The following is a 22630-nucleotide window of genomic DNA, read 5'->3' on the forward strand; positions in this document are numbered from 1 at the left end:
AGGGCGCCGCATGACTTCCGCCCTTCGTCAGACGCCGGTGTGGAGCACCCTGAAGCGATCGGGCTTCGAGGGATCGCGCTCGACCACCTGGACCGGCGGCCAGGCCCATTGCAGGACATCGATGCCCGGCACGCGCGAGAACCGGAAGGGACCGCGGCTGCCCTCGAAGCTCGCGTGCGACCATGCATCGGCAATGCCTTCGCGCCGCGCACCGTGCGATCGCATCGCTTCGGCGAGCACAGCGATCGCGTCGTAGCCCTCGAAGGCGACGAACGAAGGCGCCACGCCCAGTCGCTCGCGCAATGCCGCTTCGATGCGCATGGCTGACGAACCGAGACGCTCGGGCAGATAGCGAAGAAACGGAATCGCCGCGCCATCCGCGTCCAGCGCCGCCATCCACTCGGCGAACTCGGGCTGTCCCGCCGGCGCGCCGATCCGCATGCCGGCCAGCCGCGGGTCATGGCGCACGGCCTTGACGATGGGCACGGCCGGCTCGGGGTGGCCGGCCAGCATCAGGACGGCCGTGGCGCGTTGCTCGAACAGCTGGTCGCACAGTGCCGCGGGCGACAACGCACGCGCATCGAGTTCGACCAACGTGCCGCCGCGCGCGGCCAGGTGCTCGCGCAGGATGCCGGTGCCCGCCGCCCAATAGACGCTGGCATCGGCCGCGACCGCGATGCGGCGATGGCCCTCGCCGAGCAGGAAGTCCGCATAGATCCGCCAGCCGTGCGACTGCGCCGGCGCCAGCCGCGCCACCCAGCGGCTCGGTTGTTCGCACAGCGCATCGAGCACCGCCGACGCGCAGAGGAACGGCAGGCCGAGTGCATGCGCCCGCGCGGCCGCCGCGCGGGCGACCACGCTGTGGTACTCCCCGGCCAGCGCCACCACGCCGAGGCGGGCCAGTTCGTCCACGGCAGTCATTGCCGTGTTCGGATCGGCCGCCGTATCCCTCACCACCAATCGAAGCAGCCTGCCCGCGATCCCGCCTGCCTCATTGATCTCGAGGGCAGCCAGTTCCATGCCCGCCAGCAGATGCTCGCCCGCCTCGACCCAGCCCGGCCGGCTCAGCGGCGCGAGCGCGCCGATCTCGATCGCGGAAGAACTCATCGACCGCTCAGGCGAAGCGCTTGGCGCCCGCCACGCAGAACACCACGACCACGGTCGATGCGATCATGGTCCAGGCCACCGGCTCGCCGAGCAGCATCCCGGCCAGCAGCAGGCCGAAGAAGGGCTGCAGCAACTGCAGCTGGCCCACGCCCGCGATGCCGCCGAGCGCCAGGCCGCGGTACCAGAAGACGAAGCCGATCATCATGCTGAAGACCGACACGTAGGCGAGGCCGGCCCAGGCCGGGGCGCCGATGCGGTCCCAGGCATGCGGCAGGGTGAACAGCGCGATGGCGGCCATGAGCGGCAGCGACAGCAGCAGCGCCCAGCAGATCACCTGCCAGCCGCCGAGGCGGCGCGAGAGCGTGGCGCCTTCGGCATAGCCGAGTCCGCACACCACGATGGCCGCGATCATCAGCAGGTCGCCCTGCAGGCTGCCGCCGCGGCTGCCGTGCAGCGCGAAGCCGGCCACCACCGCGGCGCCGACGATCGAGAACAGCCAGAAGGCGGGTCTGGGCCGCTCGCCGCCGCGCAGCACGCCGAAGATCGCGGTCGACAGCGGCAGCAACCCGACGAAGACCACCGAATGCGCGGCATCGATGTGCTGCAGCGCCAACGCGGTCAGCAGCGGGAAGCCGACGACCACGCCGATCGCCACCAGGGTCAGCGGCATGAGGTCGGCCCGCTTGGGCCGCGCCTCGCGCAGCGCGAACAGGAACACCGCGCCCAGCAAGGCGGCGATCACCGCGCGCGCGCCCGTCAGGAACAACGGCGAGAAATCGGCCACGGCCACGCGCGTGGCGGGCAGCGAGCCGCTGAAGATGAGCACGCCCAGCAGGCCGCTGCCCCAGCCGGCCGAATGTCGTCGAGAACCTTCGCTTGTCATCCGCCCAGCGTATCTGGGCCGGGCCCTGACGGGAAGGCACAGAGGCATACAATTTCCGCAAACTGTATGGCTCATCCCGGCCACACAGTCACCCGGAAGGCGGCGAGGATGAACGGTGTGAAGGCAACGATGCGGACCGATGCGCTGATGGAGGCGGTGCGCGCCAAGATCGCGAACCGCGCCCTGGTGGAAGGCGACCGCCTGCCTTCGGTGCGCAGCTTCGCCGAGACCATGGGCGTCTCGCCCTCCACCGTGGTCGAGGCCTACGACCGCCTCGAGGCCGAGGGCGTGATCCGCGCGCGGCGCGGCTCGGGCTTCTACGTGACCGGCGCCAACCTGCCGCCGATGGCGCTGGCCGAGATGGGCGCGCCGCGCGAACGCGACGTCGATCCCTTCTGGGTCTCGCGCCAGTCGCTGGATGCCGATGGTTCCTTTCTCATGCCGGGCTGCGGCTGGCTGCCGGCCGACTGGATGCCTCACGCCGCCCTGCGCAAGGGCCTGCGCGCGCTGAGCCGCGCCGACGACGCGCTGCTGGCCGACTACGGCAGCACGCGCGGCGCACTCGCGCTGCGCCGCCTGCTGCTGGCGCGCCTGGCCGACGAGGGCATCGCCGCGACGCCCGAACAGCTGCTGCTGACCACCTCGGGCACGCAGGCCATCGACCTGATCTGCCGCCTGCTGCTGCGGCCCGGCGACACCGTGCTGGTGGACGATCCCTGCTACTTCAACTTCCAGGCGCTGCTGCGCGCGCATCAAGCGAAGATCGTCGGCGTGCCGTTCACGCCCACCGGCCCCGACGTCGCGGCCTTCACGCAGGCGCTGGCGCAGAACCCGCGGCTCTACATCACCAACTCGGCGCTGCACAACCCCACCGGCGCCACGATCTCGCCGCAGACCGCGCACCGCGTGCTCGGCGCGGCCGCGGCGCAGGGCATGACCATCGTCGAGGACGAGGTCTTCGCCGACTTCGAGCCCTCGCCCTCGCCGCGGCTCGCGGTGCTCGACGGCCTGCAGCGCGTGATCCGCATCGGCAGCTTCTCCAAGACGCTCTCGGCCTCGGTACGCTGCGGCTACATCGCCGCGCGCCGCGACTGGATCGACGGGCTGGTCGACCTGCAGGTGGCGACCCAGTTCGGCGGCCCGAGCCCGGTGGCCACCGAACTGATCGCCGGCGTGCTGGCCGGCGGCAGCTACCGCAAGCACATGGACGAGGTGCGCCAGCGCCTCATGCGCGCGCGCAAGGACGCCACCGAGCGCCTGAGGGCGCTGGGGATCGAGCCCTGGCTCGCGCCGCGCGGCGGCTTCTACCTCTGGTGCCGGCTGCCCGATGGGCTCGACTCCGCGGTGCTGGCGCGGCGCTGCATGGAACAGAAGGTCGTGCTCGCGCCCGGCAATGTCTTCAGCGTCTCGCAGACGGCCGGCGCGTTCGTGCGCTTCAATGCCGCGCAGCTCGGCGACCGGCGGGTGTTCGGCATCCTCAAGGAGGCCATGAAGGACAGCATGCCGCCGCGCCCTGCGACGGCCAGGCGCAAGCAAAGCGCGGCCCTGTGAAAATCCACCACGTTCCCGCTCCACCCGATCTCCAGCCTCCCGTGCCGACCTCCGAACTCCAGGGGTTCATCCTCACCCGGCGCTGGCGCGATGCGCCCGGCGGCACCGAGATCGAGTTCTGGCTCGCCACCGACGAGGGCCCGCGCAAGGTGCTGCTCAATGCGCAGACCTCGGTCGCCTTCGTGGCGGCGAAGCACAGGCAGGCGGTGGAAGCGCACGCCCCGGAGCTGCCGGGCCTGCAGTTGCGCGAACTCGCGCTCAAGACCTTCGGGCAGGAGCCGGTCGTCGGCGTCTACGTCACGCATTTCCGCCAGCTCAAGCGGCTGGTGCGCCTGCTCGAGGCGAAGAGCATTCCACTGCTCGAAGCCGACATCCGGCCGCACGACCGCTACCTGATGGAGCGCTTCATCACCGCGGGCGCGCTCGTGGAAGGCGGCAGGCCCGACGGCGCCGCCCTCGTCGATGCGAGGCTCAAGCCCGCGCCCGCCTACCGGCCGCGGCTCAAGGTGGTGTCGCTCGACATCGAGACCAGCCAGCACGAGGAGCTCTACTCGATCGCGCTCGACGGCACCGGCGAGCGCGTGGTCTACATGCTGGGCGAAGCGCCCGCGCAGGCGGCGAGCGAGCCGCTGGACTTCTCGCTCGTCTACTGCGCCAGCCGCAAGGCGATGATCGAGCGCCTCAACGACTGGTTCGAACACAACGACCCCGACGTCATCGTCGGCTGGAGCGTGATCCAGTTCGACCTGCGGGTGCTGCAGAAGACGGCCGACACCGCCGGCACGCCGCTGCTGCCGGGCCGCGAGCGCCGGCCCTTCGAATGGCGCACGCATCCGGGCAAGCAGGGCTACCTGTTCGCGACCACTGCGGGCCGCGTGATCATCGACGGCATCGAGGCGCTGCGCTCCGGGATGTGGAGCTTTCCTTCGTTCAGCCTCGAGTCGGTGTCGCAAGCCTTGCTCGGCGAAGGCAAGGCCATCGGCGACGAGTACGACAAGATGGCCGAGATCGAGCGCCGCTACCAGCAGGACAAGCCGGCGCTCGCCACCTACAACATCCGCGACTGCGAGCTGGTGCTGCGCATCTTCGAGAAGACGAAGCTGCTGAGCTTCGTGCTCGAGCGCGCCCAGACCACGGGCCTGCAGGCCGACCACTTCGGCGGCTCCATCGCCGCGTTCAGCCACCACTACCTGCCGCGCATGCACCGGCTGGGCTACGTGGCGCCCAACGTCGGCGAGATCCTCAGCAAGGCCTATCCGGGCGGCTACGTGATGGACTCCAAGCCCGGCTTCTACGACTCGGTCGTGGTGCTCGACTACAAGAGCCTCTATCCATCGATCATCCGCACCTTCCTCGTCGACCCCGTGGGCCTGGTGGAAGGCATGCGGGCGCAGGACCCGGCCGCGGGCGTGAAGGGCCCGAACGGCACCCTGTTCTCGCGCGACAGGCACTGCCTGCCCGAGATCGTCAGCACCTTCTGGCATGCGCGCGACGAGGCCAAGCGCGCGAAGAACGAGCCGCTGTCGCAGGCACTGAAGCTGCTCATGAACTCCTTCGCGGGCGTGCTGGGTGCGTCCGACTGCCGCTTCTTCAATCCCGACCTGGTGTCCGCCATCACGCTGCGCGGCCACGAGATGATGCGGCTCACGCGCGACTTCGTGGAGGAACGCGGCTACGAGGTCATCTACGGCGACACCGACTCCATCTTCATCTGGCTCAAGCGCGCGCATTCCAGCGAGGACGCGCACGCCATCGCGGCGGCGCTCACCACCGAGATCAATGCCTGGTGGACCCGCACCCTGCACGACGAGCAGGGACTGCGCAACTTCCTCGAGATCGAGTTCGACACCCACTACAAGAAGTTCTTCATGCCCACCATCCGCGGCTCGGAGATCGGCAGCAAGAAGCGCTATGCGGGCCTGAGCGTGGATGCCAAGGGCCGGGAGGAGATGGTCTATCGCGGCCTCGAGATGGCGCGCAGCGACTGGACGCCGCTGGCGCGCCAGTTCCAGGAAGGACTGCTGTCGCGCATCTTCCACGACGAGCCCTACCGCGATTTCGTCGCCGACTACACGCGCTCGATGCTGGCGGGTGCCAAGGACGAGCTGCTGATCTACCGCAAGCGCCTGCGCCATCGGCTCGACGACTACCAGGTCAACGTGCCGCCGCAGGTGCGCGCGGCGCGCATCGCCGACGCATTCAACGACCGGGCGCAGCGGCCGCGCCAGTACCAGAACGGCGGCTGGATCCAGTACGTGATGACGCACAACGGGCCCGAGCCGCTGGAAGCGCGCCAGTCGCGCATCGACTACGAGCACTACCTCGCAAAGCAATTGCGGCCGATCGCGGATGCGATCCTGCAGCCGATGGGGGACAGCTTCTCGGCGCTGACCTCCTCGCAGTCGCGCCTGTTCGAGGAGTGATCAGATGCGGCCGAAGTCGCCGCCGCGCCCCAGTCCCGACGCGAAGCGGCCCGCGCCATCGGCGCCTTCCTGGTGGTGCGCCTCCACGCCGTTGGCCCACTCCACGCGCATCGCATCGCGCAGCGGCAGGCCATGGCTTTCGTGCACCGTGCGGCGATCGGCCCGCACGGCGGCCTGCGGAAAGCGCGCGATCTCCCTGGCCATCGCCTCGGCCGCCTGCCGCGCCTCGCCGTGCGGCACCATTTGCTCGCACATGCCGATGCGCAGCGCCTCCTCGGCCGGCACCTTGCGGCCGGTGAGGATGATCTCCATCGCGCGGCCCTGTCCCACCAGCCGCGGCAGACGCACCGCGCCGCCATCGAGCAAGGGGATGCCCCAGCGGCGGCAGTAGACGCCGAAGTAGGCGCTCTCAGCCATCACGCGGATGTCGCACCACAGCGCGAGCTCCATGCCGCCCGCCACCGCGGGGCCTTCCAACGCCGCGATCACGGGCTTCGACAGCTCCAGCCGCGTCGGCCCCAGCGGCCCTCGCGGCGCCGCGTTGGCACCCATCGGAAACGCCAGGCCGCGCACGATGTCCTGGTCGAAGCGCTCGCGGTCCGCCAGCGTGCTCGCGTACTTGAGGTCCCAGCCGGCGCAGAAGGCGCCGCCCTCGCCCCACAGCACCGCGACGCGCGCCTGCGGATCGCGGTCGAAGGCCTGCAGCTGCTCGACCAGCGCGTCGGCGCTGTCGGGGTCCATCGCGTTGCGCGCTTCGTCGAAGCGGCTGTGGATCACGGTCCACACCGCACCATCCTTCTCGGTTCTCACGGTCATTGGCGTCTCCTGTTGAAGTGCTTACTATCGTGAAGACACGCGCATCGCGCTGTCGTTGCAACGACATCCATGAAGCCCGCCCCACCGCCCACCTCCCTGCTAGACCGCAGCGCCTGGTTCGCCACGCTGGAGCCGGCGCAGCAGGCGCTGGTGCGCGCCACCCTGGTCGAAAAAGATGCCGCGATCGGCGAATGCGTGGCCAGGGTGGGAGAGACCGCGGCGCACTGGATCGGCGTGGACAGCGGCTTCCTGCAGATGTCCGTGACCGCCGCCGATGGCAGCGAGACCACGCTGCATTTCCTGCGCGAGGGCGAGTGGGGCGGCGAAGGCTCGATGCTCAAGCGCGAGCAGCGGCGCTACGACGTGATCGCGGTGCGCGCGAGCCGCGTCTGCCTGCTGCCCGCACCCACCTTCGAGCTGCTGCTCGCGCAGAGCGTGCCGTTCAACAACTTCCTGCTCAACAACCTCAACCAGCGCATGGGCACGGTCACGGCCTTGCTCGAAGCCTCGCGCATGCTGGCGCCCGACATGCGCGTCGCGCGCTGCCTCTCGCTGCTGGCCCAGGGCGACGACGGCGACGCGCTGGCCCTGCCGCAGCATCAGCTCGCCAACCTGTGCGGGCTGTCGCGCCAGCGGACCAACATGGCGCTGCGCGCGCTGAGGTCCGACGGATTGGTGCAGCTCGAGGGTCCCCGGATCAGGATCGTCGACTTCGCCGGGTTGGCGAGCCATGGCGCGAAGGCCGGCGGGCGAAGGAAAAGCGGGCGCGCCGCCTGACCATCCGCCGCGCCGCGCACCCGGTCACGCCGAAGCGCCGAGCCCGCACAAGGCCTGCACGACCGCCGTGCGCGCCTGGCCGAAGACCATGCCCTGCCAATCGGCATCGTCGACGTAGAAGCAGGCCTTCAGTTCCTGCCCGGCCTCGGCCTTGAGCCGCGGCGCGACGGGCGGCTCGGCCCGCCAGCAGAAGTGGTCCGCGCGCAGCGCATCGATCATCCGCAGCAACGGCACGGTGCCGAACTCGAGCGCGATCGTGGTGCCCAGTGCGTGGGGGCATTCCTGCGCGAGGATCGTCACCATCGGGCCGCGGATCTCGTACATCACCGAATCGTCGCGCTCGGTCGAGATGACATCCGCGCCCCACCAGGTCCGGGCCCGGTCGATCTCGCCGGGCCTGCCGATGAAGACCTTCTCGCAGTGGCCCCGCGGGCCGAGCCCGGTGTGGAGGTCGATCCAGCCCACCTGCTTCGTCGCGGCGCCCTCCTGCCGAAGAACCTGCCGGATCGTCCTGTTGCTCCAGGTCGCGCGGCTGCCGCCGTAGAACATTCCCGTGGGCGAGTCGTACTGCCCCTGGAACACGGACTGTCCGTAGGCCTCGACGCCCTGCGCGGCGATCCAGGCATCGAGCCGCGCGGCCTCTTCGGGGCCCGGAGGCCATGCAGGCGGAAGCAGCAGGGGCTCCAGCTCGGCGTAGCCATGGTTCGGCGAGCGCGCCTCGTCGAAGCGCACGAAGTTCCGGTTCACGTCCACGTTGTCTTCATTGACGCGGCGCAGGTGCGAGAAGCCGAAGGGATTGACCGCGTGCACGAACAGCAGGCCGACGCCCATGCGCTCGGCCGTGGCCAGCAGCGGCTCGTCCACGAGCATCGCCGACTGGCAACCCGAACCGCAGAAGCCCTCGACGCCGTGGATCGCGGAGGTCAGCACCAGCAGCTTGTCGGCGCGCGGATCGCCGAATCGCACGACATCCATCGCGAGTTCCTCACCCTGCGCGCCGCGCACGCCTTCGATCGCATGCGAAGCCACGGCGAGCCCCGCTGCGTCCGCGCTCGCGAGAAAGCGCTCGCGTGCCGCGGCATAGCTGGCCGCGAAATGGTTCGTGGGTTTCACTTGAAGCTCCCCACCGGCATCGCGGGGCGCACGCGCGGCGGCGCTTCCTTCGGGCTCTGCGCATCGAGGTCCTCGCCGGTGCGGTCGACGAGCCAGGGCATGACGAGGGTCGAGACCACGGTCACGGCCACCAGGTACCAGGCGGGAGCCAGCTTGTCGCCGGTCTCGTGCACCAGCCAGGTCAGCACGAAGGGCGAGAAGCCGCTGAAGACCGCGACCACCACGCTGTAGACGGTCGAGAGCCCGCTGGCGCGCACATGCTTCGGGAAGATCTCGGTGAGCATCACCAGCAGCGCCGGGAACTGCGAGGTCAGGCACACGCTGAGCAGCCCGACGACCACGTACAGGCGCCCCGGCGATGGCGCGGCGAGCAGCCAGTGGAAGCACGGGAACACCAGCAGCAGCAACACCACGCGCGACCAGAAGATCACGGGCTTGCGCCGCAGCCAGTCGGCCAGCAGGCCCGACAGCGGCGCGACGAGCAGGTTCACGATGCCGAACACCACGCCGGCCCAGATGCCGACCTGCACCGGCAGTCCGAGCTCCCGGGCCGCGTAGGTCGGCATGTAGAACGCGACCACGTAGATGCCGACCGTGCACGCGAGGAACAGCAGGCTGGCCTGGATCAGTTGCTTCCAGTGGTGGCGCAGCAGCAGGCCGATCTTGCCGCCCGCTTCGCCCGAGGCCGCTGGCGTCGGCGCGTCGACATGGGTCTCGTGCAGGCGCGTGCGGATGTACATGCCCACCGGCGCGATCAGGATGCCGAGCACGAAGGGCAGCCGCCAGCCCCAGCTCTCGAGATCGGCCGGGGCCAGCACCGAGATCACGGTGCTCGAGACGAGCGCGCCGAACATCACGCCCAGGCCCTGGCTCGCGACCTGCCAGCTGGCCATGAAGGCGCGCTCGTTGCGGCCCGCGTACTCGACCAGCATGGCCGTCGATGCCCCGACCTCGCCGCCCGCCGAGAAGCCCTGGATCAGCCGCGCCAGCACGATGATCGCGGGCGCCGCCAGCCCGATCTGCGCGGGCGTGGGTGCCGCCGCGATCATGGCGCAGCCCAGCGCCATGAGGCCGATGGTCAGCCCCATCGCCTTCTTGCGGCCATGGCGGTCGGCATAGGCGCCGATCACCACGCCGCCCAGCGGCCGCGCGAGGAAGCCGACGCCGAAGCTGGCCACCGCCAGCAGCAGCTGCGCATACGGACTCAGGGAGGGGAAGAAGATCCGCCCGATGATGCTCGTCATGAAGCCGTAGACGGTGAAGTCGTAGAACTCCAGCGCGTTGCCGACCGTGATCGCCGTCACCGCCTTGCGCTTCGATAGCGGCGGCGCGACGCCGCTTGTCTGGGTACCCATTGCTGTCTCCTGGCCATGCCTTTTGTTGCGATGGCGGATGCTAGGAGCGGCGATCCGCGGCCGGAAGACAAGCACTCGTCAGCGGTGATAGGCATTGCCTTTCATCGCGGCTTCATGGCGCAGGCCATCGAGGAAGTTCTGCGCCGCCGGGCTCAGCACGGAGCCGGGCCGCGAGATCACGCTGACGTCGAGCGCCGCGAGGGGATCGCACAGCGGCAGCTTCACCAGGCCGTAGTGCGGAAACTCCTCGCGCGTCATCGTGTCCACGAACACGCCGATCAGGTCGCTCTCGCCCACGAGCTTCAGGCCGATCGCCGTCGAGGTGCAGCGCACCACCCGCGTCGGCGGCGCGATGCGCTTCGGGGCGAACAGCTGGCGTACCAGCGCGGGCGCGCTCTCGTCGTCGTAGGGCAGCAGCCATTCCCAGTCGGCGAAACCGTCCGTGTTCGCCGCGTCCAGGATCGGATGGCCCTCGCGCGCCACCGCCACCATGGCGGTGCGGTACAGGCGCTTGATCTCCCAGTCGGCCAGCGAGCCCGGCAGCATGTGAGCGACCATGAAGTCCACCGTTCCGTCGAGGATGCGCGGCAGCGTGTGCGGGATCGAGGCCTCGTTGAAGCGGACCTCCACATGCGGGAAGCGCGCACGGAACGCCGCGAAGGCCTGGGGCAGTATCTCGAAGGCGACGGCCGTGGAGATCGCGATCGAGATCAGGCCCGAGCTGCCGTCGCGGATCTCCTCGATCTCCGCCACCGCGCGCTCCATCTCGCGCTGGATCACGCTGGCCCGGCGCACCAGCGAGCGGCCATACACGGTGAGCTCGACACCGGCGGTGCCGCGCTGCAGCAGCGGCGCGTCGACCGACAGCTCGAGCTCGCGCATCGCCTGGGTCACGGCCGGCTGCGACATGCCGAGCGCGCGCGCCGCGGCCCGGATGCTCCCATGCTCGGCGACGCTGAGGAACGAGCGGAGTTGACTCAGTTTCATGGCGGTCGGGCTCGGTGGATCGGGGGTTTTCAGTTTACGCAGGGTCCCGGGTGTCCCCAGACCCGGCGCTCGTGGCCGGTCGACGGGTCGGGACGCGCAGCCGCCATGTCTTTTGGCATAGGCGCATCCCGTTTCTTGCTCGACAATAGCAACGGACTGGGCCTTTTGCCTGACATACAGGCCCCGTCGATCACCGAACGACAGACCGGATGCGTCCGATCACCCCGAGTCAGGACACCCCCATGGAATCCCAGGAACTGGCCGAGCACATCCGGCGCGACGTCGAGGCCATCGGCCGGATCAGCGCGGTGCCCTCGATGCTGCGGCTGATCTGCGAACAGACGGGCATGGGCTTCGCCGCCGTCGCGCGCGTCGACGGCGACAGCTGGACCGCCTGCGCGGTGCTCGACCGGATCAACTTCGGCCTCAAGCCCGGCGGCCAGCTCGAGCTGCACACGACCCTGTGCGTGGAATCGCGCGCCGCGCGCCAGCCCATCGCCTTCGACCACGCCAGCACGCACCCGGTCTTCCGCACGCACCACACGCCGCGGCTCTACAGCATCGAGAGCTACATCTCGGTGCCGATCGTCAAGGGCGACGGCAGCTACTTCGGCAACCTCTGCGCGATCGACCCGACGCCGCACGGCGTCGACAACGCCCGCACCATCGCGATGTTCCAGGGCTTCGCGGACCTGATCGGCCACACGCTGGAGCTCGAGGACCGGCAGAGCGCGACCGAGGTCGCCCTGTTCGATGCCGAGGCCACCGCCGAACTGCGCGACCAGTTCATCGCCGTGCTCGGCCACGACCTGCGCAATCCGCTGGCCTCGCTCAGCGCCATCGGCGAGCTGCTGGCCCGGCGCGCGGCCGACCCCGACACCACGCGCGCGGGCCTGCGCATCCGCGCCACCACGAAGCGGATGGCCTCGCTGATCGAGGACGTGATGGACTTCGCGCGCGGGCGCATGGGCAACGGCCTCGATGTCGCGCGCGAGCAGATTCCCGACCTGGGCCTCGCGCTCGACGACGTGGTGGCCGAGATGCGCGCCGCGCATCCCGCGCGCGTCATCGCCGCCGACATCGAGGTGACGGACACCGTGCACGGCAGCCGCGGCCGCCTGCAGCAGGTGCTGTCGAACCTGCTGGGCAATGCGGTCTCGCACGGCGCGCTCGACAGCCCCATCGACGTGGCGGCCTGGACGCGCGACGGCTGGTTCGTGCTGAGCGTGAAGAACCAGGGCGAGCCCATTCCGCCCGGCAACCTGCAGAAGATCTTCCAGCCCTACTGGCGGCCCGCCGAGAGCCGCGGCCATGGCGGACTGGGCCTCGGGCTGCACATCTGCTCGCTGATCGTGAAGTCGCACGGCGGCACGCTGCAGGTGACCTCGACGGCGGAGCACGGCACGAGCTTCGTGGCGCGCATTCCGGTGCGGCCGGGGGTTGCGGCGGTCGCCTAGGAATCGCCGCGCTCGCCTGCGCCGGGGAGAAGGACATGCCCTCGATCGCAGGTTCAATTGCTCCGCGAGAACAGCGCGGGTTGCCACCCATCGCGTGAACCCCGCTAGCAGCCGTCACGGACGTTCATCGCGATGCGGACGAGCTCCACCTGCCGCTTGCAGTCGAGCTTTCCCATCATCATGGCGATCTGTTTGCGCACCGTATGGATCGACAGACCCCGGTGCGTCGCATAGTCGGCAGCCTTCATGCCGCTGGCCAGTGCGTGAAGCACGGCGGCCTCGGCACCGGTCACTCCCAGCGCACCGGCGAGCGCCTCGGGGCTCGCGAGCATCGGCACCCCTTCTTGGCGCATCCGGACGAAAAGCAGCGGCTCGGCGGCCAGGCGCAGGATCGGATTGGCCTTCGTCACATCGATGCAGAGCAGCCCCGCGCCCGGCGCGATGGGAAAAGCCATGGTGCGGACGACACCGTCGGCGCATGCCGCGGCCAGGCCACCCTCCAACCGTGCCTGCAGGCGCGCATCCGCGGCGGCAAGATGCCCTTTGCGCTGCAGCAGGCCCCTGCGCTCGTCGAGCAACGCTCGTGCCCTGGGCGACGCATGCACCAGCAGGCCATTGCGGTGCACGAGGCAGCTGGCCTCGTCCAGCGCGTCGAAGGCCACGTCGCTGACGCTCAGCCAGGAGGAGGCGCGCGCCCTGCGCAACGCCATCGCGTCCTGCAAGGCCCTGGAATATCCGCATATCCTCGCTCCTCGAAGTCTTTCGCCCAGCGCGTCGGATGCGACCGCCCGCTGGAAACCCAGGCTCACGCGCCGTCCCGGTCCGTTCTCGACCATGTAGGAATACAGCTGCCGCATCCGGTGCCTCGACATGAAGTCGACGTAGTAGGCGTTGCGCTGCCGGAGCGGCTCGGGAATCAGTTGCTGCGTGTCGAGCCAGGTCCCGGGGTCACGAACGACGCCGGGCTTGGTCATGACGTCTTCGGTGTGAAAGTGCTCCGCATAGTCGCGCATCGCGCCGAGGTCCGCGCCGAAGTTCTGCATGTCGACGACGCGGTCTCCCTCGAAGACGATCATCACCGCCGCATCGCTCTCCACCAGCGTGTTCGCGGTCGCCAGGACGTCGCGCCAGGATGCCCTGGCATCGGGGATGGATCGAACGGCCTCCAGTGCGCGCATCAGGTCGACATCTTGTCGCATCAGACTTCTCCTCCGCCGGGTGATGATGCGCCCGGGAGAGCGGCTCGTCCATCCGTGCGCCGGAAACTGCCGAGTCTCATGGCCTGGACCGCGAGGCGGGAGGGACTCTTTCTTGCGCGAAGTGTTGGGCATTCCCCGGGCAGCCGCATCACTCGAATTGAGTATGCGTGCGCTCCGCCCGGCAATGCCCTGCCGCCACGCGGCTACTGGAGCTTGTACAGCGCGATCGCCGAACTGAACGCCACCTGCTTCTGGTTCGTCGCCTGCAGCAGGAAGGAGTTGATGGTCGAGTTCTTCGCGTACATCGTGGAGTCGGTGGTGTCGCAGTGCCTGTCGGCGGAGGTCTGCCGCGAGCAGTACACGACGGCCCTGCGGGCGCTGCTCGGAAACGTGGCGGAGTCGTTGAAACCCGCGCCGTTCGCACCCGGGGTGGTGCTGCCGAAAGGCGCATTGCCGAAAACGCTCAGCTGGGTCGGCGCGGGCGCGCCGGCGGGTACCGACCAGCCGTCCTTGTCCCCGGGCGGCGAACTGAAATTGACCCAGATCGGGTTGGCGACGAGCAGGTAGCCGCTGGCCGCCGACCCCGTTGCCAGGAAGTCCCGCAGTCCGCCCGACAGCTGCGCCAGCGGCTGTTGCCGCAACTCGGCCATCGTGAGTGCGCGCGAAAGCGTTCGCGCGGTCTGCACGACGTTCGGCTTCGTCGTGTCGGCATGATGGAACTCCACGGTCCAGATGCCCTGGTCGGCGATCGCGCGGATTTGTGCGTCATCGAGCTGCGGCTGCGCATAGGTGAGCGATGTCTCCTTGGTCGAGGGATTGCCGGGCGTCTCCGTGCTCCGATACTCGCCGCGCAGCCTGTAGACGGAACTTCCGGTGATGGCGCCGTTCGCCCGCGCGAACCGCAGCGTCGAATAGCCCGCGCCCGGCAGGAAGGTCAGCGGCGTGCCCCACGGCGTCGTGACCACGGCCTTGGCGAAGACGGGGTTGCCGGCGCCGTCGGTCAGGTTCGGGATCGTGACGTCGTACCCGGTGCCGTAGTTGCTGAACGCCGGGGTGTTCAGGAACTCGCGAAGCTGGGCGTAGGGCTGTACCGTGGCCCGGTACGCATTGCCGTTGCCGACCAGCTTGAGCGTGTTGCCGACCCGGCGCGCACCGAGCAGGTCGAAGGCGGTGTTGCCTTGAGGGTCCGTCGTGCGATAGCTGAGCACCATGTCTCCGTTGGGGCGAAAGAATTCCACGCTGCCCCGTTCCCAGCGAAGTCCCCTCGCGCTCGCGCGAAACAGGCTGGCATAGGCCCCGGCGTTCGCGGACGAACGACCCACGTTCGCGCCATTGCTGTAGAAGGTGGAGGGATCGTCGTCGAGAAAGAGTTGCCGGCATGCGGGCGCCGCGACCGCCGACGGCCCGCCGACGGCGTCCGTGTCGTCATCGGTTGCGGTGCTGACGCGCTGCGTCAGCGGCAAAGCGTAGCAATCGGTGAATCGCCGCAGCAGCTCCGCCACGAGCGCGGGCGGCGGCGCATCCGCGACCTCCACGCCTGCGCCGATCGGCGGGATGCTGCTGTCGCCGCTGCGGAACCGGACAGAGACAGGCGTCCCATCGGCCGTCTTCACCGTGATCTCGATGTTGGCCGCCTCGCCGTCGGGCCGGACACTCACGCTCAGAACATCGAGCAGCCTGTCCTGTCCGGTACCGTCGGCCACCAGTGCGTCGAGCAACGGGTGGCCGAGCGCCAAGCCCAGGCTGTCCAGCAGCGGCTGCAAGGCCGTCTTCAGTGCCGCCACCTGCTGCGAGATGCTGTCGGCCGTGAGGATCTCGGGACGGCTCGACAGCACGCCCGCGAGTTGGGCCGGGTTGCCCGCGGGAGACAGGCGGGCGACCACGATGTTCGTGAGTGGCGTGACATTCGCGATGCCCGAACTCCGGACCGCCGCGCCGTAGAGCACCTGGTCGTCGCGCAGTGCGCGAATCACCAGCGGTGCCTGGGTCGCCGCCGGCAGCGGGCAGGTGTAGGCGCCGCCGGTGTCGGTCTGCGTGGTGCAGACCGTGGTTCCCCCGGCATCGGTGACCGTGATCTCCGCGCCCGCGAAAGGGGCGCCTGTTGCCGCCACGCCGCTCAGCGTCGTTCCGGTGGAAGGGTTCGGCGCTGGCGCCGGAGGCGCCACCGTCGATCCGCCCACGGGCCAGAAGAAGCCTCCGCTCCCTCCTCCTCCGCCGCCGCCGCAACCGGCAATGGCCAGCAACGCGGCCATCGCGAGAGACGACCGCGGACCTGCATTCCTCATCGATCTTTTCATGTGCGTTTCCTCCGCAAGGTTGGCTCGGCCCAGGATGACCCTGGCACCCGCGAAGGCAGTGTTGCGCAGACCATGCGCGACGGCATCACCAACTCTGAGTAAGGCTGGCCCGGAATTTCCGATGATCGCGACCGACGCTAGATCAGCCCCCGCGTCGCCGCCTTCAAGGTCGCCGCCGCGCGCGTCGTGCACCCGAGCTTCTGGAACACGCGCTCCACGTGCGTGCGCACCGTGCTGGGACTGATGCCCAGCGCGCGCGCCACCTCCTTGGTGTTGTCGCCCTGGCTGATGCAGCGCAGCACCTCGAGCTCGCGCTGGGACAGCGATGCATCGTCCTGCGCCGGCGCCGCGGGCTTCGGCGGCACCGCGCCCGGCAGCGTGCTGGCGCACAGCGCCTCGACCACGGCCGCGTCGAAGCGGCCGGCCGCGGCGTCCTCCTGCATGCGCTCGGCCGCCTGTTCCCGCGTCAGCGCTTCGCGCCACGGACGGCGCGTGCAGTGCGACCACCACTGTTCGGCCGCTGCGACGACCTGTCCTTCCAGCGGCATGGCCGCACCCGAACGGCCACGGAAATGGCCCGAGCCATCGCGCCGCTCGAAGGCGAAGGAGGCGATCTCCGCTTCGGCCGCGAGGCCGTCGATCTGCCCGGCTGCGCGCGAGGTCCAGTAGGGCACGAGCCGCACGCGCTCCAGCGCCGAGGCCTGCAGCGGCCCGGGCGCGTTCCAGATCGCATTGGGCACCGAGGCGCGTCCGATGCCATGGATCAGCCCCGCCTTGTAGGCGCGGCCACAGCCGGCTTCGTCCAGCCCCATGCGCGCGCCGCAGTCGCGCGCCAGGCTGGCCACGCGGCGCGAGTAGCCGGTCATCCACGGCAGCTTGAGGTCGATCACGTCGCCGACCAGTTCCAGTCCCATGGGCCGGCGCATCGAGGCCGGCTGTTCAGCCGCCTCGGCCCATGGCGCGGCGGGTGCATCGAGCGCCTGCATCCAGGCCGCGAGATCGGCCGCGCTGGCGTCGAGCAGCGCGGCCGGGTAGAGACTGTCCGCGCGGCCGCGCACCAGCGCGAGCGCCTGCTCGACGCCGTACAGGCGGCCGAAGATCTCGAGGTCGCTGGCCAGCGCCACCACGTAGGTCGAGAACGGAACCGCCTCGCCGCGCAGCAGGCCCGGCACGCCGCTGCCGTCGTAGGCCTCGAACACGGCGCGCAGCGTGGCTTCGGTATCGTGGCTCAGCCCCAGCGTGTGGGCGATGTCGCCCGCGATCTCGCAGTGGATCTCGGCCATGGCGAGCACGGCGCCGGGCACCGGCGCGCTGTCGTGGGGCTGGCGCATGCGCGGTGCCGACGAGGCGAGCAGCGCCCGGCGGCCCTCGACGTCGTCGTCGAGGAAGTCGGCGAACTCCTGCGCATTGGCCGTGCAGCCCGACCAGCGCAACAGCGCGGCATGGCGCGCCGCCTCGATCTGCGGCGCGGTGCAGCCGGCCCGCGCCGCGATCTTGCCCGCGAGCCAGGCCGTGCGCAACGAATGGTCGATCGGCTGGCCCATGCTCAGGTCGCCGATGAAGGCCAGCGCGCGGACGGCGTCGAAAACGGGAATGGTCGTGTCGTGGGACATGGCCCATTTTGCGCGTGTCGGTCATTCGACCGATACCGGCCGCCGGGGTGGCTCGGAAGAATCGTGGCATCCACCGCTCGACGGGCGGCCCCCTTTCACTCGCGGCTTCCACCGCCTCTTTCTCATGACCGACATCCTGCAAAACCCATCCCCGCGCGCCGCCTGGCTGCGCAAGCTCTATTTCACCCGCGCCGCCTTTTCCTTCGCCTGGGTCGCGCTGGCCTTCACCGCCGCGAAGCAGTCGCCCGCGCTGGCCACCGTGCTGCTGATCGTCTACCCCGCCTGGGACGCCCTCGCCAACTTGTGGGACGCCCGCATGAGCGGCGGCGCGCAGGCCAACCCCACGCAGATGCTCAACCTCTGGATGAGCACCCTGGTCGCGCTCGCGGTCGCGGCCTCGCTCGTGGCCGGATGGCAGGTCGTGCTGCTGATCTTCGGCATCTGGGCCATCGTCTCGGGCCTGCTGCAACTGGCCACGGCCATCCGCCGCCGCAAGGCCGAACGCGGCCAGTGGGTGATGATGCTCAGCGGCGCGCAGTCAGCGCTGGCCGGCGGACTCTTCATCTCGCGGCAGGGCACCGATGCGCCGATTCCGCAGACGCTGGCGGGGTATGCGGCGGTGGGGGCGGTGTACTTTTTGATTTCGGGGGTGGTGATTCTGGTGCGGGAGCGCAGGCGCTGAAACGTCGGTGCGCCGCCACTTTGCGCACCCGGCAACGGGTCCGACGACTCCCCACGCTATGCAGCCTCGGCCGCCTTGCGACGGCGAGCTTGCGCCAGGCCCTTCGGTCTGGACAGCTTCACCACCGGCGCCATGCCGGCGGTGGCGGCCATGTCCATCAGGGTGTCCAGGGAGAACAGGTTGATCCTTCCCCGAACCAGGTCGGAGATGCGCGGCTGCGTCACGCCGAACAACTGCGCCGCCTCGGTTTGCGTCATGCCCTGTTGCCGAATGACTTCGGCCAGGCTCATCATCAGGTCGGCACGCGCGCGCATGCTGGCCGCCTCCTGGGGCGTGCCTGCAATGGCGTCGAAGACGCTGTCGAAGCGGCGGGCTCCGGTCATGATGCGAGGTCCTTCACTAGGTCTTTCAAACGCTTCCTGGTCAGTTCGATGTCGCGCTTCGCAGTTTGCTGAGTCTTCTTCTGGAAGCAGTGAAGCACATAGACGGCGTCGACCAGCCGGGCTACGTACATCACGCGGAAGATTCCCGCCTCTTCCCGGATCCTCAACTCCACCACGCCGGCGCCAATGCTGGGCACCGCCTTGGCGTCGACCGGCGCCAGGCCGTTCTGCACGAGGTGCAACTGGTAGCCGGCCTCGCTCCGAGCAAGCTCGGGAAAGCTGCGTAGATCGTTCAAGGAAGTGCCTCGGAATTCGATGGGCTTCATACCCATTTTATACAAAATCTTGTATTGAAACCTACAGCGCAGTCCTGCACACTCCCGCGAAAAATCTTCTCTCCTGAAGCTGGTCGCTCAAGGCGGCAACACCAACGGCCCGCAATCCGAATCCGCGATGAAGGTCGCGATCAGCGACGCCGGCTTCACCGGATCGGGGTTCTCCGCGAACAGGTGCAGCGCGCGCGGCGGCTCGAACCAGGTCTGGCCGGTCTGGTAGTCGACCGCGGGGCCGCCCGCCATCTGCGAGCGCACCGTGCCGCTGACCACGACGGCCTGCACCGAGCCCGGGTGCCGGTGCGCGGGCGTGTAGGCCAGCGGCGGAAACTCGACCATGGCGGTGGTGATGGACTTGCCCGGCACGTTCGGCAGCGGCTCGCACGACAGCGGCCGCACGGTCGTCTGCGGCCGCGCCGCGCTGCCCTCGGGCGCGGGCGCCGAAGCGAACATCGGGCGCGTCACGCTGCTGCAGAGGTCGTCGAGCCATGCGACGGTGGCCTGCTTGCCCGCATGCGGCACCAGCGCCCATGCGGCCGCGCCGAGGGCGAGCCCCGCGAGGGCCAGCACGACCGCGTGCCGCGGCGCGCGCGACGATAGGCGGGCCGCGATGCTCACAACCGTGCCTCCGCGCCCAGGCGCATCGACGGGGTCCAGCCCAGCAGGCGGCGCGCCTTGCCGCTGTCGACCTCGGGGTTGTCCTCGGCGATGTTGAAGACACCGCCAGCCGAATGGCGCCAGGCCAGCAGCGCGGCCCAGGCGGCCGCTTCGACGTGCACGGGGCTCGCGCCCTTGGGCTCGTCGGCGCCGGTGCCCGGGCCGTAGAGCTGGCCGTAGCGCAGCACGGTGCCGGTGATGCCGGGTGCGTGAAGCACGGCCTGCTCGAGCGCCACGACGCCGCCCACGCTGATGCGGCGCGCGCCTTCGGCCTCGGTGTCGAGCGGCTGCGCTTCCGCATGCGGCTTGGGGCCCGGCGCATAGGCCCAGGCGATGCTCTGCGCCACCATGCGCACCGCTCCCGCGGCGCGCGCGGCCTCGACCAGGTTGCGCGTGCCCTCGGTGCGCACGCGGGCGTTGCGCGCCGTGGCCTCGGCCATGCGCGCGGGATCGAGGCCGCGCGGCAGGTCGGTGAGCTGGTGGATCACGCCGTGCGGCGCGATGCGCACCAGCGCGACCTTCAGCGCTTGCGCATCGAACACGTCGACCAGCACCGGCTTCACGCCCCGGGCCTCGAGCGCCGCGGCGCGCTCGGGCTGGCGGGTGCTGCCGTGCACTTCGTAGCCGGCCTCGCGCAGCAGCGGGATCAGGGCCGAGCCGATGGCGCCGGTGGCGCCGGCCAGGAAAATTCTTTCGCTCATGGCGTTCTTTCTCGGAGACGGATGCTTTGGAGCCTCCAGCTTAGGCAGCCGATGGCCCGGCGCACAGTGCCAAGAATCGGTGGATCGGATGGACCATCGCAGCCCATCGCGATGGCGCGCTCAGCCTTGCCGCACCAGCGCCAGCAACCGCGCGCAGGTTTCCGCCGCGATCTCCACGCGCAGATCCGCCACGCCGAGCAGCAGCCCGGTGTTCTCGGGCCCGGGCTGCGCGTACCACGGCGACAGCGGCACCGGCGTGAGGCCGTGCGCCGCGAGCGACTGCGCCAGCGCCAGGTCCGACACGCCCGGCGCGAGGCGCAGCAGCACGGTCAGGCCCGCGGCGATGTAGGTGGCCGATGCGGCATCGAGGCAGGCCACCAATGCCGCACGCCGCTGCGCATAGACCTGCCGGGTGCGGCGCAGGTGGCGCAGGAAATGGCCATCGCGCAGGAAGGCCGCTACCGCCAGTTGCACCAGCGGCGCGGGCGCCGGCGGCAGCACCGCCGCATGGCGCGCGAAGCGCTCGACCTGGTCCGCCGGCACGACCAGGAAACCGAGCCGCAGCATCGGGCTGATGGTCTTGCTGAAGGTGCCCACGTGCAGCACGCGCGCGCCATCGCCGGCGGCCACGAGCGAGGGCGCGGCGCGGGCGCCGAGCTGCAGCTCACCGAGGTAGTCGTCCTCGACCACCCAGGCCCGCGCGCGCTCGGCCCACGCGAGGATCGCCTGCCGCCGCCGCGCCGACAGCGCGACACCGAGCGGTGCCTGCTGCCCCGCGGTGACGACGGCCAGCGCCGCATCGGGCGCGCGTGCCATGCCCTCGTCGACCACCAGGCCTTCGGCATCGACCGGCACCGGCTCCGGTTCCACGCCGAGCGCATGCAGGCAGCGGCGCGTGGTGGGATAGCCGGGGTCCTCGGTCCAGGCCGCGGTGCCGCGCAGCCCCAGCGCCTGCACCGCGAGCGAGAGTGAGCCCGCGTAGCCGGTGGTGACGAAGACCTGTGCTGCCGTGCACGGCAGCCCGCGCGCGAGCGAGAGGTAGGCCGCGATCTCGCTGCGCAGCGCGAGTTCGCCGCGCGGGTCGGGATTGATCTGCCGCGCATGCGAGGTGGCGCGCACCGCACCGGTCATGATCCGCGCCCAGACCTTGGCGGGGAACAGGTCCTGCGCCGGGTTCGCCATCTGGAAGATGCCCGAGCGGCCGGGGAAGCTCGGGATGGTGCCGACGGGCGCGGATGGGACCGCCACTGCCTCGCGCGGGCGCGACGACGGCGGCAGATGCTCGGCGACGAAGGTGCCGGCCGCGCCCAGCGAGACGATCAGCTGCGCATCGAGCAACCGCTCGTAGGCCGCGCTCACCGTGCCGCGCGCCACGCCGAGCTGCGAGGCCAGGTCGCGCCACGACGGCAGGCGCGCCCTCGGCGCGAGCCGGCCCTCGCGGATGGCCGCGCGCAGGCCCGCGGCGATCTGTTCGCTGACCGGCTCGCGTGCCGCGCGGTCGATTCGTAGCTGGAGCTTCGACATGGGCGGATGTTAAGCAGGTGGCCTGTGGAATCGACCCGGGCACCGCCCGCTCGAGGCCAGGCAGCCGCGGAAGCGGCAGGTTTTTTGCATACAGTGCATGCAATCCCTTGAATCTCTTCCCACCCATCCATGGAAATCGACTTCCAGACCCTCGACCCCTACGCCCGCTACAAGCTGATGGCGAGCCTGATCGTGCCGCGGCCGATCGCGCTGGTCACGACCCTCGAGCCCGAGGGCACGGTCAATGCCGCGCCCTTCAGCATGTTCAACATGGTGGGCGAAGACCCGCCGCTGGTCTTCGTGAGCATCAACCGCATGCATGACGGGCGCGTCAAGGACACCGCCGCCAACATCCTGCGCACCGGCGAGTTCGTCGTGCACCTGACCGACGAGGCGATGGCCGAGCAGATGCATGCCTGCGGCGATGCGCTGCCGCGCGGCAGCAGCGAGCTCGCGCACGCCGGATTGCATGCGGTCCCATCGAACACGGTGGCGCCGCCGCGCATCGCCGAGGCGCCCGTGGCCTTCGAATGCGTGCTGCACGAGAAGATGGAAACCGAGAGCCGCTACGTGTTCTTCGGCCGCGTGCAGTGGCTCGCGGTGCGCGACGGGCTCGTGGACGCCGAACGCTGGCGCGTGCAGCTGCAGGACTACCGGCCCGTGGGACGCTTCGGCGCGAGCTTCTACGTGGGCACGCAGCAGCGCTTCGCGCTCGGCGCGGCGGCGTCGGCGGGCAACGGCATCGACCAGCTCTGACTCACGGCGACGAGTAC

20 protein-coding genes are annotated in these 22630 nt (G+C 70.1%); 6 read left to right on the forward strand and 14 right to left on the reverse strand.

Annotated elements, in window-relative coordinates; all coding sequences use genetic code 11:
- Positions 1–27 precede the first annotated feature (27 nt).
- Entirely contained in the window at positions 28–1107 is a 1080-nt protein-coding gene (locus KV106_RS03370; protein WP_261206091.1) for an ABC transporter substrate-binding protein, read from the reverse strand.
- A gap of 7 nt (positions 1108–1114) precedes the next feature.
- Positions 1115–1990, reverse strand: coding sequence for a DMT family transporter (locus KV106_RS03375; protein WP_261206092.1), 876 nt, complete (start codon positions 1988–1990; stop codon positions 1115–1117).
- A 129-nt stretch (positions 1991–2119) separates the two neighbouring features.
- Here KV106_RS03375 and KV106_RS03380 point away from each other — a divergent pair, with 129 nt between their 5' ends.
- Entirely contained in the window at positions 2120–3541 is a 1422-nt protein-coding gene (locus tag KV106_RS03380) for an aminotransferase-like domain-containing protein (RefSeq protein WP_261206093.1), read from the forward strand.
- A gap of 41 nt (positions 3542–3582) precedes the next feature.
- Positions 3583–5964: a DNA polymerase II gene (locus KV106_RS03385; RefSeq protein WP_261206094.1), complete on the forward strand. Its 2382-nt coding sequence runs from the start codon at positions 3583–3585 to the stop codon at positions 5962–5964.
- Here the strand turns inward: KV106_RS03385 and KV106_RS03390 are convergent, their stop codons facing one another.
- Positions 5965–6780, reverse strand: coding sequence for a crotonase/enoyl-CoA hydratase family protein (locus KV106_RS03390; RefSeq protein WP_261206095.1), 816 nt, complete (start codon positions 6778–6780; stop codon positions 5965–5967).
- 69 nt (positions 6781–6849) lie between these two features.
- On the opposite strand from KV106_RS03390, the gene KV106_RS03395 reads away from it, so the two are divergent.
- Positions 6850–7557 (forward strand): Crp/Fnr family transcriptional regulator, encoded by a 708-nt coding sequence (locus tag KV106_RS03395; protein WP_261206096.1) that lies wholly within the window; start codon positions 6850–6852, stop codon positions 7555–7557.
- A gap of 24 nt (positions 7558–7581) precedes the next feature.
- Here the strand turns inward: KV106_RS03395 and KV106_RS03400 are convergent, their stop codons facing one another.
- From KV106_RS03400 to KV106_RS03410, 3 genes are all read right to left on the reverse strand, one after another.
- Entirely contained in the window at positions 7582–8670 is a 1089-nt protein-coding gene (locus tag KV106_RS03400) for a M14 family metallopeptidase (protein ID WP_261206097.1), read from the reverse strand.
- Positions 8667–10025 (reverse strand): MFS transporter, encoded by a 1359-nt coding sequence (locus KV106_RS03405; protein WP_261206099.1) that lies wholly within the window; start codon positions 10023–10025, stop codon positions 8667–8669. The genes KV106_RS03400 and KV106_RS03405 overlap by 4 nt, the downstream gene beginning before the upstream one ends.
- Positions 10026–10103: 78 nt before the next feature.
- A complete protein-coding gene (locus KV106_RS03410; RefSeq protein WP_261206101.1) occupies positions 10104–11012 on the reverse strand; it encodes a LysR family transcriptional regulator in 909 nt (302 codons plus the stop codon).
- A gap of 242 nt (positions 11013–11254) precedes the next feature.
- Here KV106_RS03410 and KV106_RS03415 point away from each other — a divergent pair, with 242 nt between their 5' ends.
- Positions 11255–12469, forward strand: a complete 1215-nt coding sequence (locus KV106_RS03415) for a GAF domain-containing sensor histidine kinase (protein WP_261206102.1) — start codon at positions 11255–11257, stop codon at positions 12467–12469.
- 104 nt (positions 12470–12573) lie between these two features.
- On the opposite strand, the gene KV106_RS03420 is transcribed toward KV106_RS03415, so the two are convergent.
- The 3 genes from KV106_RS03420 to KV106_RS03430 form a co-directional block, all read right to left on the reverse strand.
- Entirely contained in the window at positions 12574–13668 is a 1095-nt protein-coding gene (locus tag KV106_RS03420) for a helix-turn-helix transcriptional regulator (RefSeq protein ID WP_261206103.1), read from the reverse strand.
- A gap of 203 nt (positions 13669–13871) precedes the next feature.
- Complete coding sequence (locus KV106_RS03425; RefSeq protein ID WP_261206104.1) at positions 13872–15965, reverse strand: carboxypeptidase regulatory-like domain-containing protein; 2094 nt, start codon at positions 15963–15965, stop codon at positions 13872–13874.
- Positions 15966–16102: 137 nt separating this feature from the next.
- Positions 16103–17578 (reverse strand): HD domain-containing phosphohydrolase, encoded by a 1476-nt coding sequence (locus KV106_RS03430; RefSeq protein WP_261206105.1) that lies wholly within the window; start codon positions 17576–17578, stop codon positions 16103–16105.
- A 124-nt stretch (positions 17579–17702) separates the two neighbouring features.
- Between KV106_RS03430 and KV106_RS03435 the strand changes: the two genes are divergently transcribed.
- Positions 17703–18260 (forward strand): DUF308 domain-containing protein, encoded by a 558-nt coding sequence (locus KV106_RS03435; RefSeq protein WP_261206106.1) that lies wholly within the window; start codon positions 17703–17705, stop codon positions 18258–18260.
- Between the two features lie 56 nt (positions 18261–18316).
- Here the strand turns inward: KV106_RS03435 and KV106_RS03440 are convergent, their stop codons facing one another.
- The 5 genes from KV106_RS03440 to pdxR form a co-directional block, all read right to left on the reverse strand.
- Positions 18317–18643, reverse strand: coding sequence for a helix-turn-helix domain-containing protein (locus KV106_RS03440; RefSeq protein WP_057589932.1), 327 nt, complete (start codon positions 18641–18643; stop codon positions 18317–18319).
- Positions 18640–18969: a type II toxin-antitoxin system RelE/ParE family toxin gene (locus tag KV106_RS03445; protein ID WP_409976475.1), complete on the reverse strand. Its 330-nt coding sequence runs from the start codon at positions 18967–18969 to the stop codon at positions 18640–18642. Before KV106_RS03445 ends, KV106_RS03440 begins: the two co-directional genes overlap by 4 nt.
- Positions 18970–19056: 87 nt before the next feature.
- The gene (locus KV106_RS03450) at positions 19057–19593 is read right to left on the reverse strand and encodes a cupin domain-containing protein (RefSeq protein WP_261206108.1); all 537 of its coding nucleotides are present in this window, start codon (positions 19591–19593) and stop codon (positions 19057–19059) included.
- Positions 19590–20333 (reverse strand): NAD-dependent epimerase/dehydratase family protein, encoded by a 744-nt coding sequence (locus KV106_RS03455; protein ID WP_261206109.1) that lies wholly within the window; start codon positions 20331–20333, stop codon positions 19590–19592. The genes KV106_RS03450 and KV106_RS03455 overlap by 4 nt, the downstream gene beginning before the upstream one ends.
- A 120-nt stretch (positions 20334–20453) precedes the next feature.
- Entirely contained in the window at positions 20454–21857 is a 1404-nt protein-coding gene (gene pdxR, locus KV106_RS03460) for a MocR-like pyridoxine biosynthesis transcription factor PdxR (protein WP_261206110.1), read from the reverse strand.
- 129 nt (positions 21858–21986) lie between these two features.
- Here pdxR and KV106_RS03465 point away from each other — a divergent pair, with 129 nt between their 5' ends.
- The gene (locus tag KV106_RS03465; protein WP_261206111.1) at positions 21987–22613 is read left to right on the forward strand and encodes a flavin reductase family protein; all 627 of its coding nucleotides are present in this window, start codon (positions 21987–21989) and stop codon (positions 22611–22613) included.
- Positions 22614–22630 lie beyond the last annotated feature (17 nt).

It is taken from the genome of Variovorax endophyticus (assembly GCF_025376855.1).
In the GTDB taxonomy this organism is placed as follows: domain Bacteria; phylum Pseudomonadota; class Gammaproteobacteria; order Burkholderiales; family Burkholderiaceae_C; genus Variovorax.

Excerpts from the sequence above, each read along its gene's own strand:
- KV106_RS03370 (WP_261206091.1), bottom strand. The coding sequence starts at position 1,107 with ATGAGTTCTTCCGCGATCGAGATCGGCGCGCTCGCGCCGCTGAGCCGG.
- KV106_RS03375 (WP_261206092.1), bottom strand. The coding sequence starts at position 1,990 with ATGACAAGCGAAGGTTCTCGACGACATTCGGCCGGCTGGGGCAGCGGC.
- KV106_RS03380 (WP_261206093.1), top strand. The coding sequence starts at position 2,120 with ATGCGGACCGATGCGCTGATGGAGGCGGTGCGCGCCAAGATCGCGAAC.
- KV106_RS03390 (WP_261206095.1), bottom strand. The coding sequence starts at position 6,780 with ATGACCGTGAGAACCGAGAAGGATGGTGCGGTGTGGACCGTGATCCAC.
- KV106_RS03395 (WP_261206096.1), top strand. The coding sequence starts at position 6,850 with ATGAAGCCCGCCCCACCGCCCACCTCCCTGCTAGACCGCAGCGCCTGG.
- KV106_RS03405 (WP_261206099.1), bottom strand. The coding sequence starts at position 10,025 with ATGGGTACCCAGACAAGCGGCGTCGCGCCGCCGCTATCGAAGCGCAAG.
- KV106_RS03410 (WP_261206101.1), bottom strand. The coding sequence starts at position 11,012 with ATGAAACTGAGTCAACTCCGCTCGTTCCTCAGCGTCGCCGAGCATGGG.
- KV106_RS03415 (WP_261206102.1), top strand. The coding sequence starts at position 11,255 with ATGGAATCCCAGGAACTGGCCGAGCACATCCGGCGCGACGTCGAGGCC.
- KV106_RS03420 (WP_261206103.1), bottom strand. The coding sequence starts at position 13,668 with ATGCGACAAGATGTCGACCTGATGCGCGCACTGGAGGCCGTTCGATCC.
- KV106_RS03425 (WP_261206104.1), bottom strand. The coding sequence starts at position 15,965 with ATGAAAAGATCGATGAGGAATGCAGGTCCGCGGTCGTCTCTCGCGATG.
- KV106_RS03430 (WP_261206105.1), bottom strand. The coding sequence starts at position 17,578 with ATGTCCCACGACACGACCATTCCCGTTTTCGACGCCGTCCGCGCGCTG.
- KV106_RS03435 (WP_261206106.1), top strand. The coding sequence starts at position 17,703 with ATGACCGACATCCTGCAAAACCCATCCCCGCGCGCCGCCTGGCTGCGC.
- KV106_RS03440 (WP_057589932.1), bottom strand. The coding sequence starts at position 18,643 with ATGACCGGAGCCCGCCGCTTCGACAGCGTCTTCGACGCCATTGCAGGC.
- KV106_RS03445 (WP_409976475.1), bottom strand. The coding sequence starts at position 18,969 with ATGAAGCCCATCGAATTCCGAGGCACTTCCTTGAACGATCTACGCAGC.
- KV106_RS03455 (WP_261206109.1), bottom strand. The coding sequence starts at position 20,333 with ATGAGCGAAAGAATTTTCCTGGCCGGCGCCACCGGCGCCATCGGCTCG.
- pdxR (WP_261206110.1), bottom strand. The coding sequence starts at position 21,857 with ATGTCGAAGCTCCAGCTACGAATCGACCGCGCGGCACGCGAGCCGGTC.
- KV106_RS03465 (WP_261206111.1), top strand. The coding sequence starts at position 21,987 with ATGGAAATCGACTTCCAGACCCTCGACCCCTACGCCCGCTACAAGCTG.